12 protein-coding genes and 2 pseudogenes are annotated in these 13,058 nt (G+C 65.4%); 7 read left to right on the top strand and 7 right to left on the bottom strand.

Annotated features, from left to right (window positions below):
* The first annotated feature begins 55 nt into the window (after window positions 1–55).
* The 3 genes from CCUG20998_RS06130 (at window position 56) to CCUG20998_RS06120 (ending at window position 4,588) form a co-directional block, all read left to right on the top strand.
* Window positions 56–700, top strand: a complete 645-nt coding sequence (locus CCUG20998_RS06130) for a TetR/AcrR family transcriptional regulator (protein WP_020732120.1) — start codon at window positions 56–58, stop codon at window positions 698–700.
* A gap of 176 nt (window positions 701–876) precedes the next feature.
* Complete coding sequence (locus CCUG20998_RS06125; RefSeq protein ID WP_020732119.1) at window positions 877–2,064, top strand: CoA transferase; 1,188 nt, start codon at window positions 877–879, stop codon at window positions 2,062–2,064.
* Window positions 2,065–2,341: 277 nt separating this feature from the next.
* Window positions 2,342–4,588: a SulP family inorganic anion transporter gene (locus tag CCUG20998_RS06120; protein ID WP_020732118.1), complete on the top strand. Its 2,247-nt coding sequence runs from the start codon at window positions 2,342–2,344 to the stop codon at window positions 4,586–4,588.
* Between the two features lie 13 nt (window positions 4,589–4,601).
* Here CCUG20998_RS06120 and CCUG20998_RS06115 read toward each other — a convergent pair.
* From CCUG20998_RS06115 to CCUG20998_RS06095, 5 genes and pseudogenes are all read right to left on the bottom strand, one after another.
* A pseudogene (locus CCUG20998_RS06115) lies at window positions 4,602–4,984 on the bottom strand (response regulator).
* A 5-nt stretch (window positions 4,985–4,989) separates the two neighbouring features.
* Window positions 4,990–5,142: pseudogene (locus CCUG20998_RS06110) on the bottom strand (histidine kinase dimerization/phospho-acceptor domain-containing protein); the annotation flags it as partial.
* Window positions 5,143–5,226: 84 nt separating this feature from the next.
* Complete coding sequence (locus tag CCUG20998_RS06105) at window positions 5,227–6,396, bottom strand: acyl-CoA dehydrogenase (protein WP_020732115.1); 1,170 nt, start codon at window positions 6,394–6,396, stop codon at window positions 5,227–5,229.
* 24 nt (window positions 6,397–6,420) lie between these two features.
* Window positions 6,421–6,936: a 5-(carboxyamino)imidazole ribonucleotide mutase gene (gene purE / locus CCUG20998_RS06100; RefSeq protein WP_020732114.1), complete on the bottom strand. Its 516-nt coding sequence runs from the start codon at window positions 6,934–6,936 to the stop codon at window positions 6,421–6,423.
* The gene (locus CCUG20998_RS06095; protein ID WP_050674673.1) at window positions 6,929–8,143 is read right to left on the bottom strand and encodes a 5-(carboxyamino)imidazole ribonucleotide synthase; all 1,215 of its coding nucleotides are present in this window, start codon (window positions 8,141–8,143) and stop codon (window positions 6,929–6,931) included. The genes purE and CCUG20998_RS06095 overlap by 8 nt, the downstream gene beginning before the upstream one ends.
* 99 nt (window positions 8,144–8,242) lie before the next feature.
* Here CCUG20998_RS06095 and CCUG20998_RS06090 point away from each other — a divergent pair, with 99 nt between their 5' ends.
* The gene (locus tag CCUG20998_RS06090) at window positions 8,243–8,926 is read left to right on the top strand and encodes a GtrA family protein (protein ID WP_020732112.1); all 684 of its coding nucleotides are present in this window, start codon (window positions 8,243–8,245) and stop codon (window positions 8,924–8,926) included.
* On the opposite strand, the gene CCUG20998_RS06085 is transcribed toward CCUG20998_RS06090, so the two are convergent.
* Together CCUG20998_RS06085 and CCUG20998_RS06080 are read right to left on the bottom strand one after the other, a co-directional pair.
* Window positions 8,881–9,399, bottom strand: coding sequence for a PH domain-containing protein (locus tag CCUG20998_RS06085; RefSeq protein WP_012393132.1), 519 nt, complete (start codon window positions 9,397–9,399; stop codon window positions 8,881–8,883). The two genes, CCUG20998_RS06090 and CCUG20998_RS06085, sit on opposite strands and share 46 nt — an antisense overlap.
* Window positions 9,400–9,461: 62 nt before the next feature.
* On the bottom strand, window positions 9,462–10,292 hold the full coding sequence (locus tag CCUG20998_RS06080; RefSeq protein WP_020732111.1) for a biotin--[acetyl-CoA-carboxylase] ligase: 831 nt from the start codon (window positions 10,290–10,292) through the stop codon (window positions 9,462–9,464).
* Between the two features lie 150 nt (window positions 10,293–10,442).
* Here CCUG20998_RS06080 and CCUG20998_RS06075 point away from each other — a divergent pair, with 150 nt between their 5' ends.
* From CCUG20998_RS06075 to CCUG20998_RS06065, 3 genes are read left to right on the top strand one after another with little or no spacing between them, the layout of a single operon-like run.
* On the top strand, window positions 10,443–12,083 hold the full coding sequence (locus CCUG20998_RS06075) for an acyl-CoA carboxylase subunit beta (protein ID WP_012393130.1): 1,641 nt from the start codon (window positions 10,443–10,445) through the stop codon (window positions 12,081–12,083).
* Window positions 12,080–12,391 carry an acyl-CoA carboxylase subunit epsilon gene (locus CCUG20998_RS06070; RefSeq protein ID WP_020732110.1) on the top strand — a complete coding sequence of 104 codons (312 nt, stop codon included), beginning with the start codon at window positions 12,080–12,082 and terminating at the stop codon, window positions 12,389–12,391. The genes CCUG20998_RS06075 and CCUG20998_RS06070 overlap by 4 nt, the downstream gene beginning before the upstream one ends.
* Window positions 12,388–13,038: a Maf family protein gene (locus tag CCUG20998_RS06065; RefSeq protein ID WP_020732109.1), complete on the top strand. Its 651-nt coding sequence runs from the start codon at window positions 12,388–12,390 to the stop codon at window positions 13,036–13,038. Before CCUG20998_RS06070 ends, CCUG20998_RS06065 begins: the two co-directional genes overlap by 4 nt.
* The last annotated feature ends 20 nt before the right edge of the window (window positions 13,039–13,058 follow it).

Raw genomic sequence — 13,058 nt, 5'->3', positions numbered from 1 at the left:
TGGCACTCAATCCTGATTGAGTTACAATCTAGCACGCTGAAGTATGCTGACTTCGATGGAAAGAAAGCGGCAGCGAAACACGACCCGGGTACGCGAAGCGGGGGCCGCGTCGCGCGCGCAGACCCGTCACCTGTTGCTCGCGGCCGCCGCCGAAGAATTCGCTCGTGTCGGATACGTCGCCTCGACGGTCAGCCGGATCGCCGAGGGAGCCGGGGTGACCGTGCAAACGCTCTACCTCGCCTGGGGCAGCAAACGCGCGCTGCTCCGCGGCTATCTCGAGAGCACCCTCGCCCCCGACGCCGCGCCGTCGGGACAGCACTTTGCCGCCCAACTTCAACCCGATAGCCCCGCCGGGACCCTGGCCCAGGTTTCCGCATTGGTCTGCGATGCGGCACGGCGCTCGGCAATAGCGTGGCGCGCCTACCGCGACGGATCCGGCGTCGACAGCGCCATCGCAGCGGAGTGGCATCAGATCCAGATGCTGCGCCGGGAAACGATGCGGGCACTGCTGGTGGCCATCCCCGACGATGCCCTGCGATTGCCCCGCCAAGACGCGGTGGATACCGCCTGGGCCCTCACCAGTCCAGCTAGCCACGAGATCATGGTTACCCACGGCGGGTTCAGCTTGCAGCGCTTTGAAGCCTGGCTCACCACCACCCTGCAAAACGCCGTCCTGCGCAATCCGGACAGCAGCGATTGAGCCACGGTGCGCTGCGCCGCCCCGGCGGCTCGTCAACCGGGCTGAGCAGTGGCCGATCTTGATATCCCACTTGACAGCTCGAGTTTTCGGGGCGAACGTCACGATGTCGCGACTCGTCCCACCGAGCGCGCCGAGCCGGTCGCCTGGTGACACGCGCAGCAGGGAAGGATTTGCCGATGCCCGAGGGCAACCCCGCCAAACCACTCGATGGGTTTCGGGTGCTCGATTTCACCCAGAACGTTGCCGGGCCGCTGGCCGGACAGGTCCTGGCCGACCTGGGCGCCGAGGTGATCAAGGTTGAGGCCCCCGGCGGTGAGGCGGCGCGGCACATCACCGCCGTGCTGCCGCACCGCCCGCCGCTAGCGACCTATTTCCTGCCGAACAACAGGGGCAAGAAGTCGGTGTCGGTGGATCTGTCCACCGACACGGCTCGCCGGCAGATCCTGCGGCTCGCCGACACCGCCGACGTGGTGCTGGAGGGGTTTCGGCCCGGCGTCATGGAGCGAATGGGCCTTGGCCCTGAGGCCCTGCGCGCCCGCAACCCCAAACTGATCTATGCCCGGTTGTCGGCATTCGGTGGCAACGGCCCGCACGGCACTCGACCGGGCGTCGATCTGATGGTCGCCGCCGAGGCGGGAATGACCACCGGAATGCCCACCCCCGACGGCAAGCCACAGATCATCCCGTTTCAGTTGGTCGATAATGCCAGCGGGCACGTGCTAGCCCAGGCGGTCCTGGCCGCGCTGCTCAACCGCGAGCGGCACGGGGTGGCCGACACCGTCCGGGTGGCGATGTACGACGTCGCGGTCGGGCTGCAGGCCAACCAGCTCACCATGCACCTCAATCGCCCCAGTTCGGACGCGCCCACCAAGCCCGAGCAGACACCCACAGGCGCGCGCCGCAAGCGGGTTGCCTTTGCGACCCAGCCATCGGATGCCTTCCGCGCCGCCGACGGCTACCTGCTCATCAGCGCCTACGTGCCCAAGCACTGGCAGCGGCTGTGCGAGATCATCGGCCGGCCCGATCTCCTCGACGACGAGCGCTTCATCGACCAACGCGCGCGGGCGATCAACTGCGCGGAATTGACCGAAGAACTGGAATCGGCCCTGGCCGCCAAGACCGCCGCGCAGTGGGTCGAACTGCTACACGAAGGCGGTTTGATGGCCTGCCTGGCCTACACCTGGAAACAGGTCGTCACGACGCCGTTGTTCGCCGAGAACGAGCTGGCATTGGAGGTCGGCAGTGGCGATGACGCCGTCACGGTGATCCGGACGCCCGCGCGCTACTCGAGCTTCAGCGCGGTGCTCGCCGATCCCCCGCCGGCCACCGGCGAGCACAACAAAACACTTCTGGGCGAATCCTAAGTTTCGCGGTCAGCACCGGAAACTTTCTTGTGAGTTGTCAATGAATCAGTGCCGGGGTTTGCCGCATGGGCCGGTGAAGCGTGGAGGATTTTGGATATAAAACCTGCAGACTCATAGATTTGCTGCGCACAAATATGAACTGCCTCACACGCACCTACGACGCTCGGCGGACACTTGATTTGACAGATCACATTCAAGCCGGTGTCGAAGGGGTGTCAGGTCTCGATTGCCGGCCAGCCCGGGATGGCCTCTTTGACCGGCTTTGAGGAGTCAACAAATGAGCACCGCAGTCAAGAACTCCGCCGGGGCACCCGAATCTCGATCCCAGTGGATCCTGGCCAACTTGCGCCATGACTTCCCCGCTTCGATCGTCGTCTTCCTGGTAGCGCTGCCCCTGTCACTGGGGATCGCCATTGCCTCCGGGGCTCCGTTGATGGCCGGTTTGATCGCCGCGGTGGTGGGTGGCATTGTCGCCGGACTGCTCGGCGGGTCGTCGGTTCAGGTGAGCGGCCCGGCCGCCGGCCTCACCGTGGTGGTCGCCGGATTGATCGAACAGGTCGGTTGGCAGATGTTGTGCCTGATGACCCTCGGCGCGGGCGTCCTGCAGATCATTTTCGGGCTGAGCCGGATGGCACGCGCCGCGCTGGCCATTGCACCGGTGGTGGTGCACGCCATGCTGGCCGGCATCGGCGTGACCATCGTGCTGCAACAGATCCATGTCCTGATGGGCGGCTCATCGCACAGCTCGGCGTGGCGCAACATCACGGCGTTGCCCAACGGCATCCTCCATCACGAGCTACACGAAGTGATCGTCGGCGGAACCATGATCGCAATATTGTTGATGTGGTCACGGCTGCCCGCCATGGTGCGGATGGTTCCGGGCCCCCTGGTGGCCATCGCCGGAGCCACCGCACTGTCGCTGATGGTGAATCTAGATGTGGAGCGCATCAACCTTTCGGGCAACTTCTTCGAGGCCATCTCGCTGCCCCGGCTGCCCGCGCTGACCCCCGATGGCCAGCCCTGGAGCAACGACATCAGCAGCATCGCCGTCGGCATCCTGACCATCGCCCTGATCGCCAGCGTCGAATCGCTGCTGTGTGCGGTCGGTGTGGACAAGTTGCACCAAGGCCCGCGGACCAACTTCAACAGGGAAATGCTCGGCCAGGGCAGCGCCAACGTGCTCTCCGGACTGCTCGGCGGGCTTCCCGTCACCGGCGTCATCGTGCGCAGTTCGGCCAATGTGGCGGCCGGAGCCCGCACCCGCACCTCAGCGGTGCTGCACGGGGTCTGGATCTTGCTGTTCGCCTCGCTGTTCACCGGCCTGGTGGAACTGATCCCCAAGGCGGCGCTCGCCGGGCTCCTGATTGTGGTCGGCACCCAGCTCATCCAGCTGGCACACATCCAGATTGCGTGGCGGACCGGCAACTTTGTGATCTATGTCATCACCATCCTGGGCGTCATATTCCTCAACCTGCTCGAGGGCGTGGTCATTGGACTCGGTGTTGCGATCGCCTTCTTGTTGATCCGGGTCATGCGCGCACCTATCGAAGCCAGGCCGGTAGGTGGACAAGCTAAGCATTGGCGGGTGGATATCGACGGCACGCTGAGCTTCTTGCTGCTACCGCGCCTGACCAAGGTGCTCTCCACCCTGCCGGATGGATCGGATGTGACGTTGACCCTGAACGCGGACTACATCGATCACTCGGTGTCCGAAACCATCTCCGACTGGAAGATTTCCCACGAAGCGGCGGGCGGGACGGTAACCATTATCGAGACCTCACCCGCGAACATGATCAGCGCACACAGCAGTCCGCCGAAACGCCACTTCATGTCTAGGGCGCTACGAGAACCATGGACTTCCCGCCGCGACAATCAGCAGGATACCGACGCCTCAATCCTCGATGGCGTTGACGAGTACCACCGCAACGGTGTGGGATCGCTGCACCACCATGTGCGGGAGCTGATGGATCCGGCCAACCCCGACACGGTCTTTCTCACCTGTGCCGATTCCCGGATCCTGCCCGACGTCATCACGGCCAGCAAACCGGGCGACCTGTATATCGTCCGCAACGTCGGCAACCTGGTACCGATCGATCCAACCGAACGCTCGGTGGATGCCGCCCTGGACTTCGCGGTCAACCAATTTGGTGTGAGTTCGGTTGTCGTATGCGGACACTCGGCATGCCGGGCAATGCAGTCGTTGTTGGACAACGGCGCAAGTGACGTCGACCGCCCGATGAACCACTGGCTTGAACACGCACACGATAGTTTGGCCGCGTTCCGAGACGGTCATCCGGCACGGGCGAGCGCGGCGTCCATCGGGTTCGGCGAACTCGACCAGCTAGCTGTGGTCAATGTGGCGATTCAGCTGGAAAGGCTTGCGCACAACCAGGTCTTGGCTCCCGCGATAGCCTCCGGTGCGATACAGATCGTCGGCATGTTCTTCGATTTCTCGACCGTCCACGTACACGAGGTCGATCAACACGGGATCGTGGCGTCCAACCAGCCCGCCGGAAAACGTTGAGCCGCGCCGCTACTCAGCTTTGCGGAAGCCTAACCACCTGAAGAAAGAACTCATCGATCTGCCGGACGGCGGTCATGAATTGGTCAAGATCGACCGGCTTGGTGACATAGGCGTTCGCATGAAGATTGTAGCTGCGCAGAATGTCCTCCTCGGCCGAGGACGTGGTCAGCACCACCACCTGGATACGACAAAGCTCGGAGTCGGACATGATCTTCTCCAGCAACTGCCGACCGTCATACTTCGGTAGGTTCAAGTCGAGCAGGATCAGATCAGGCCGGCGCGCCGCTGGTACTTGCCCCGCTGATAGAGGTAATCCAGCCCCTCCTCGTTGTGCTCGAACGCCTCCCGGGTGATGAGTTCGTCCCCGGGATCGTCTTCGACGAGCAGGATGTCGATGGGTCGACCCGGGAGAAACTGAGCAGGTCGTTGATCAGGAACTGCATGCGTTTGGCCCCGTCGACCGCGAAGCCGATGTATTCGATGCCGCGTTCGTCGAGCTGATCCGCATGACGCCGCTCCAGCAACTGGCAGAACGCGGCGACTTTGCGCAGCGGTGCCCACCCGATTGTTTGGCGGTGCCGTGACTTTGACTGTACTGGCGGATCGGATGCGATGAAGCGAATCTGCGGTTCGGTACCTCAGCGCAGCAATGCCCGCGACATCACGACGCGCTGAATCTGGTTGGTGCCCTCGTAGATCTGGGTGATCTTGGCGTCGCGCATCATCCGCTCGACCGGGAAATCAACCGTGTATCCGGCACCACCGAACAGCTGCACCGCGTCGGTGGTGACCTCCATGGCCACGTCGGAGGCCAGGCACTTCGACGCCGCGGAGATGAATCCGAGGTTGGATTCGCCACGCTCGGCGCGCGCGGCGGCGGAGTAAACCATCAACCGCGCGGACTCCACCTTCATCGCCATATCGGCGAGCATGAACTGCACCGCCTGAAAATCGCTGATCGACTTCCCAAACTGCTTGCGGTCCTTGGTGTAGGCGATTGCGGCATCAAGGGCGCCCTGAGCGATGCCCACCGCTTGGGCACCGATGGTCGGGCGGGTGTGGTCCAGCGTCGCCAGGGCGGTCTTGAAGCCGGTGCCGGGGTCCCCGATCATCCGGTCGCCGGGAACCCGACAGTTCTCGAAGTACAACTCCGTGGTCGGTGAGCCCTTGATCCCCAGCTTGCGCTCCTTGGGGCCCACGACGAAGCCTTCGTCGTCCTTGTGCACCATGAACGCCGATATGCCGTTGGCACCTTTTTCGGGGTCGGTCACGGCCATCACCGTGTACCAGGAGGACTTGCCGCCGTTGGTGATCCAGCACTTGGTGCCGTTGAGAATCCAGTCGTCACCGTCGGCCTTGGCCCGGGTGCGCATCGCTCCGGCGTCCGAACCGGCCTCGCGCTCACTGAGCGCGTAGGAGGCCATCGCGGCGCCGTCGGCGAGCGACGGCAACACCTGCTTCTTCAGATCGTCGGAACCGCGCAGGATCAGGCCCATGGTGCCCAACTTGTTGACCGCCGGGATCAACGAGGCTGAGGCGTCGACGCGAGCGACCTCCTCGATGACGATGCAGGCTGCCACCGAGTCGGCCCCCTGGCCGCCGTACTCCTCGGGGACGTGCACCGCATTGAACCCGGAAGCGTTGAGCGCATCAAGGGCCTCCTGCGGAAACCGGGAATTCTCATCCACGTCCGCGGCGTGCGGCGCGATCTCCTTTTCCGCCAGCGCGCGTATCGCCGCCCGCAACTCCTGGTGTTCCTCCGGAAGCTGGAACAAATCAAAAGACGGGTTTCCGGCCCAACCAGCCATCTTGCGAGCCCTCCTAGTCGGCTTCTAGTCGCGGGTTAACTTACCCGCAAGTTTCTGAAGTTCCGCATCCTTGGCCTGCACGGTCTGCGCCAGCTGGTCTTGGAAAGCGGCGATCCGCGCGCGCAGCGCCGGATCGGATGATCCCAGCATCCGCACGGCCAGCAGGCCGGCATTGCGGGCGCCTCCGATGGACACGGTAGCCACCGGCACCCCAGCCGGCATCTGAACGATCGACAACAGCGAGTCCAGTCCGTCGAGGCGGGCCAGCGGCACCGGCACCCCGATCACCGGCAGCGGGGTGGCCGAGGCCACCATTCCGGGTAGGTGCGCGGCTCCGCCGGCGCCGGCGATGATCACCTCGATGCCACGACCGGCCGCCTCGCGCGCGTAGTCGAACATCACCTGCGGGGTGCGATGCGCCGAGACCACGCGCACCTCCATCGCGATGTCGAATTCGGCCAGCGCCTTGGCGGCGTCAGCCATTACCGACCAGTCACTGTCGCTGCCCATGATCACCGCGACCCGGGGCTGTTCAGCCATGGGGATCCCATCCGTCCGTCCACTGTCCGTGTGACAACCAGTGTGCCGCCAGCTCGGCCCGCTCTCGCAGCCCGGCAACGGCCGCCGGGTCGAAACCGAGGAAATTGATATGTCCCACCTTGCGGCCGGGACGCTCGTCCTTGCCGTAGAGGTGCACCCGGGCATCGGGCATCCGGGCGAACAGGTGGTGCAGCCGCTCGTCCAGGCTCATCGCCGGTTGCGCGGCCGCCCCCAACACGTTGGTCATCACGGTCACCGGCGCGATCGCCTCGGTATCGCCGAGCGGGTAGTCCAACACCGCGCGTAAGTGCTGCTCGAACTGGCTGGTACGCGATCCGTCCATGGTCCAGTGCCCGGAGTTGTGCGGCCGCATCGCAAGCTCGTTGACCACCAAAGCGCCGTCGGTGGTCTCGAAGAGCTCCACGGCGAGCACCCCGACCACACCCAGTTCGGCGGCCAACCGCAGCGCCAGCTGTTGCGCATCGGCGCCAGCTTGCGCGGACAGCGCCGGCGCGGGCGCGATCACCGCGACGCAGATGCCGTCCTGCTGCACCGTCTCGACCACCGGCCACGCCGCCCCCTGGCCGAACGGCGAGCGCGCCACCAGCGCCGAGAGCTCTCGACGCAACTGGACCCGCTCCTCCACCAGCACCGGAACACCCCCGGCCAGGTAGCCGCTGGCGATGTCGCGGGCATCGGCCAGATCGCGCGCCATCTGCACACCGCGGCCGTCGTAGCCGCCCCGGACCGCCTTGACCACCAGCGGCGCGTCCAGCTCGCGGGCAAACGCGTCCAGCTCACCGAGCTCGTCGAGCTGGTGGATGCCCAGGTAGCGCGGCACCGGGACGTCGAGTGCCTGCAGCCGCCGGCGCATCACCAGCTTGTCCTGCGCGTGCACCAAAGCCTGTGGCGGCGGCGCCAGCACGACTCCCTCGGCCACCAGCTTGTCCAGCAGCTCGGCGGGAACGTGCTCGTGGTCGAAGGTCACCACGTCGGCTCCGGCCGCGATGCGGCGCAGGTCGTCCAAATCGGTGTGCGATCCGATCACCACATTGGGTGTCACCTGCGCCGCCGGGTCATCGGCGGAGTTAACCAGCACACGCAGGTTCTGACCCAGGGCGATGGCGGCCTGATGGGTCATCCGGGCGAGCTGGCCACCACCGACCATGGCAACCTGGGGGGTGCGAGAACTTGGCACGGCCATCATGGTGTCATGGCCCATGACCGGCGTGTTTGGCGGCTGCAACACCAAATCGTTATGTATCATTTTGCGTCTATTTCGTGTCAATCCGTACACTGACTTGTTGTGTCCTTTGCCGATGCCACAATCGCGCGCCTTCCCAGGGTGGTTCAGCCCTTTGCGCAGCGTCATCATGAACTGATCAAATTTGCCATCGTCGGCGGCACTACTTTTATCATCGACTCGGCAATTTTCTACACGCTGAAGTTGACGATTCTGGAGCCCAAGCCGGTGACGGCCAAGGTGATCGCCGGAATCGTCGCGGTCATCGCGTCCTATGTGCTCAACCGGGAATGGAGCTTCCGCGACCGTGGCGGCCGGGAGCGCCACCACGAGGCGCTGCTGTTCTTCGCGTTCAGCGGCGTGGGTGTGCTGCTGAGCATGGCCCCGCTGTGGTTCTCCAGCTACGTCTTGCAGTTGCGGGTGCCGATGGTGTCGCTGACCGTGGAGAACCTGGCCGACTTTGTCTCGGCCTACATCATCGGAAATCTGCTGCAGATGGCGTTCCGCTTCTGGGCGTTCCGCCGCTGGGTGTTCCCCGACGCGTTCGCACGCAACCCGGACAAGGCGCTGGAGTCGGCGCTGACCGCGGGCGGCATCGCCGAAGTCTTCGAAGACGAGATCGAGGGCGGCAACGTCACCCTGTTGCGTTCCTGGCGCAACAAGTCCGCCAGGGCCAACCGCTCAGATGCGCGATCGGCCGCTCAGCTGGGGGCTTCCTCGGAGCCCAGGGTGTCGAAAACCTCGTGATAGAGCAGCGCGTGCACTTCTCGCAGGCGCGGAATGTTGTAGAACTCCAACGGATCCTGTGACGCCGATTCGATAATCAGCGTCCCGGTGCGAAGCATTCGCTCGAATATCCGGTCCCGGAATTCCACGCTGTTGATCCGGGCCAACGGGATGTCGATCCCGCTGCGGGTCAGCACGCCCTGGCGATACATCACCCGGCGGTTGGTGACCACGAAATGTGTGGTCAGCCAGCTCAGGAACGGCCATAGTGTGAGCCAGCCGACAATCACCAACCAGATCCCCCAGATGACGCCATGGATGATGTTCTTGGCCAGCTGCTGCCATTGCGTCGAGTTGACGAACCCCGAGCCCAGCGCGGCCAGCCCGGTGATCAGGATCAACACCACGACCGGCCAGACCAGCCGGGTCCAGTGCGGGTGACGATGCAGGACGACCTGCTCGCCTGCGGCCATGGCATTGTCCGGATAGCCCATGGTGGCGACCTTATCCCCCGTTGGCTGCTGTTTGCTGAAGTTGGACGGATGGCCGCGCCGCACTAGCGCAGATGCACCACGTCACCCGCGGCCACCACGACCGTCTCACCGGACTTGCCCGCCTCGTCGGGCGTAGTCTGCAGGCGCAATCGCCCCTGCTCATCAATGTCGCGGGCGATCCCGACGATCTCGCGCCCGCCGGGAAGTTGCGCACGCACGCGCGAGCCGATGGTCAGACTGCGGGCCCGGTAGTCGGCCGATAGCCGCGAGTGGGCGCGTCTGAACTCATCGATCCGCGCCGCAAGCTCGCGCAACAGCCGGGCAGCCAGTTCGTTGCGATCCGGTGCCGGCACCCCGAGGTCCAGCAGCGAGGTCGCTGTGGGCCCGGCAATTTCGTCGGGCGCCTGGGTGACATTGAGCCCGATGCCGATCACCGCGTAGGGCATCGCCACCTCGGCGAGAATGCCCGCCAGTTTGCCCAACGATCCGGGCGGACCGGCCAGCACATCGTTGGGCCACTTCAAACCCGCTTGCGCCGCGGTGCCGTCAAGCAACGGGGTCACCGTGTCCACCACGGCCAACCCGGTGGCCAGCGACAGCCAGCCCCAGGTGGCGGTGGGGACGCCGTCCACCCGCACCCCGACCGACATGGTGATCTGCGCTCGCGCCGTGGCCGACCAGCCGCGCCCCAGCCGCCCCCGTCCGGCCGTCTGGTGTTCGGCGATCAGCACCGCCCCTTCGATATCGGCCCCGGCAGCGGCCCGGGCCAGCAGATCGGCGTTGGTGGAGCCGGTCTCATCGACGACGTCGAGCTGGCGCCATCCCGAGTCGATCGCCTCACTACGCAACTTGCTGGCGTCCAACGGCAACCTGAGCTGATCGCGGTCCGTCACGGCACAAGCCTAGAGAACGCCGGGCCGGCCGTGGGAGATCAACTGTCGGACGGTTCGCCGCGGCGCACATCGGCAATCCCCGCGCGACCGTCGGGTGCTCAGGTACGCCCGGACCAACCGATGCGGGTGCGGCCGATACCATCAACTCCCATGACCAGCGTTACCGACCACACTGCTGAGCCCGCTGCCGAGCACACCATCGATATCCACACCACCGCGGGCAAGCTCGCAGAGCTACACAAGCGCCGCGCCGAGTCGCTGCATCCGGTCGGCGAGGGCGCCATCGAGAAGGTGCACGCCAAAGGCAAGCTGACCGCACGCGAACGGATCTATGCGCTGCTCGACGAGGACTCGTTCGTGGAGCTGGACGCGCTGGCAAAGCACCGCAGCACCAACTTCGGCCTGGAGAGCAACCGCCCGGTCGGCGACGGTGTGGTCACCGGCTACGGCACCATCGACGGCCGCGACGTGTGCATCTTCAGCCAGGACGCCACCGTGTTCGGCGGCAGCCTGGGTGAGGTGTACGGCGAGAAGATCGTCAAGGTTCAGGAATTGGCGGTCAAGACCGGACGACCGTTGATCGGCATCAATGACGGCGCCGGCGCGCGCATCCAGGAAGGTGTCGTCTCCCTGGGCCTGTACAGCCGGATCTTCCGCAACAACATCCTGGCCTCGGGCGTCATCCCGCAGATCTCGCTGATCATGGGAGCCGCCGCGGGCGGGCACGTCTACTCCCCGGCACTGACCGACTTCGTGGTCATGGTCGACCAGACCAGTCAGATGTTCATCACCGGACCCGACGTCATCAAGACCGTCACCGGCGAGGACGTCACCATGGAGGAGCTCGGCGGTGCCCACACCCACATGGTCAAGTCGGGTACCGCCCACTATGTCGCGTCCGGCGAGCAGGACGCCTTCGAATATGTGCGCGAGCTGCTGAGCTATCTGCCGCCCAACAACGCCACCGACGCACCGCGCTACCCCGCTCCCGCCCCCGAGGGGCCCATCGAGGAGAACCTCACCGACGAGGACCTGGAGCTGGACACGCTGATCCCGGACTCGCCCAACCAGCCCTACGACATGCATGAGGTCATCACCCGGATCCTCGATGAGGACGAGTTCCTCGAGATCCAGGCCGGCTATGCGCAGAACATCGTGGTCGGGTTCGGGCGCATCGAGGGCCGGCCGGTGGGCATCGTCGCCAACCAGCCGACCCACTTCGCCGGCTGCCTGGACATCGATGCCTCCGAGAAAGCGGCCCGCTTCGTGCGGACCTGCGACTGCTTCAACATCCCGATCGTGATGCTGGTGGACGTTCCGGGCTTCCTGCCCGGAACCGGCCAGGAGTACAACGGCATCATCCGCCGCGGCGCCAAGCTGCTCTACGCCTACGGCGAGGCCACCGTCCCGAAGGTCACCGTCATCACCCGCAAGGCCTACGGCGGCGCGTACTGCGTGATGGGTTCCAAAGACATGGGCTGCGACGTCAACCTGGCCTGGCCGACAGCGCAGATCGCGGTGATGGGCGCGTCCGGGGCGGTCGGCTTCGTGTATCGCCAGCAGCTCAAGGAAGCGGCCGAGGCCGGCAAGGATGTCGACGCGCTGCGGCTGCAGCTGCAGCAGGAGTACGAGGACACCCTGGTCAATCCCTACATCGCCGCCGAACGCGGGTACGTCGACGCGGTGATCCCGCCGTCGTACACCCGCGGGTACATCGGAACCGCGTTGCGTCTGCTGGAACGCAAGATCGCCCAGCAGCCCCCCAAGAAGCATGGGAACATCCCCCTGTGAGCGACGTGAACAACGGCAACCAGCCGATCGAGCAGAAGCCCGAGGCCAGCGAGGGCGGCGAGGGCGGCGAGGGTACGGTGACCGCGCCGGCGCATGACCCGCTGGAACCGCACATCCACGTGCTCAAGGGAGCGCCGACCGAACAGGAGCTCGCGGCGCTGGTCGCGGTGCTGGGCAGCCTGCGCAGCGCAGCCCCGGCCGCAGCGCCCGAGCCATCCCGGTGGGGGTTGCCGGTAGACAGATTGCGCTACCCCGTCTTCAGTTGGCAGCGCATCACGTTGCAGGAAATGACGCACATGCGGCGATGACCCGACTGGTACTGGGCTCGGCCTCATCGGGTCGGCTCAAGGTGCTTCAGCAGGCTGGCGTTGATCCGCTGGTGGTGGTCTCCGGAGTCGACGAGGACGCCATCATGGCCGGGCTGGGTCCGGCCGCAACACCGGCGGATGTGGTGCGTGTGCTGGCGCGCGCAAAGGCCGAACAGGTAGCGACCACCCTGATCGCCCAGCGGGCTTCCGTCGCCGCGGACTGCCTTGTCATCGGCTGCGACTCGATGCTCTACATCGACGGCCGGCTGTGCGGAAAGCCCGAGACCGTCGACGACGCCCGGCAATTGTGGCGCTCGATGGCCGGTCGCTGCGGGCACCTGTACACCGGGCACAGCGTCGTCCGGTTGACCGAGCAACGCGTCACGCACCGCGACGACGAGACCTCGACCACCACGGTCCACTTCGCGGCCCCCTCGGACGACGACCTGGAGGCCTATCTGGCCACCGGGGAGTCGTTGAAGGTGGCCGGCGGGTTCACCCTGGACGGCTTGGGCGGCTGGTTCATCACCGGCGTCGAGGGCGATCCGTCCGCCGTGGTGGGAATTGGGCTGCCGCTGACGCGGGACCTGATCAGCCGCGCCGGTATATCCATAGCCGCACTTTGGGCATCGAATCCGCTCCCCTGATGCTGCTTGACCTGATAGTG

The organism is Mycobacterium marinum, from assembly GCF_003391395.1.
Classification (GTDB): Bacteria; Actinomycetota; Actinomycetes; order Mycobacteriales; family Mycobacteriaceae; genus Mycobacterium; species Mycobacterium marinum.
Note: the sequence above shows the minus strand (reverse complement) of the source record. Positions and strands in the feature narration are given on the sequence as shown.

Excerpts from the sequence above, each read along its gene's own strand:
- CCUG20998_RS06130 (WP_020732120.1), top strand. The coding sequence starts at position 56 with ATGGAAAGAAAGCGGCAGCGAAACACGACCCGGGTACGCGAAGCGGGG.
- CCUG20998_RS06120 (WP_020732118.1), top strand. The coding sequence starts at position 2,342 with ATGAGCACCGCAGTCAAGAACTCCGCCGGGGCACCCGAATCTCGATCC.
- CCUG20998_RS06105 (WP_020732115.1), bottom strand. The coding sequence starts at position 6,396 with ATGGCTGGTTGGGCCGGAAACCCGTCTTTTGATTTGTTCCAGCTTCCG.
- CCUG20998_RS06075 (WP_012393130.1), top strand. The coding sequence starts at position 10,443 with ATGACCAGCGTTACCGACCACACTGCTGAGCCCGCTGCCGAGCACACC.
- CCUG20998_RS06125 (WP_020732119.1), top strand. The coding sequence starts at position 877 with ATGCCCGAGGGCAACCCCGCCAAACCACTCGATGGGTTTCGGGTGCTC.
- CCUG20998_RS06085 (WP_012393132.1), bottom strand. The coding sequence starts at position 9,399 with ATGGGCTATCCGGACAATGCCATGGCCGCAGGCGAGCAGGTCGTCCTG.
- purE (WP_020732114.1), bottom strand. The coding sequence starts at position 6,936 with ATGGCTGAACAGCCCCGGGTCGCGGTGATCATGGGCAGCGACAGTGAC.
- CCUG20998_RS06095 (WP_050674673.1), bottom strand. The coding sequence starts at position 8,143 with ATGATGGCCGTGCCAAGTTCTCGCACCCCCCAGGTTGCCATGGTCGGT.
- CCUG20998_RS06065 (WP_020732109.1), top strand. The coding sequence starts at position 12,388 with ATGACCCGACTGGTACTGGGCTCGGCCTCATCGGGTCGGCTCAAGGTG.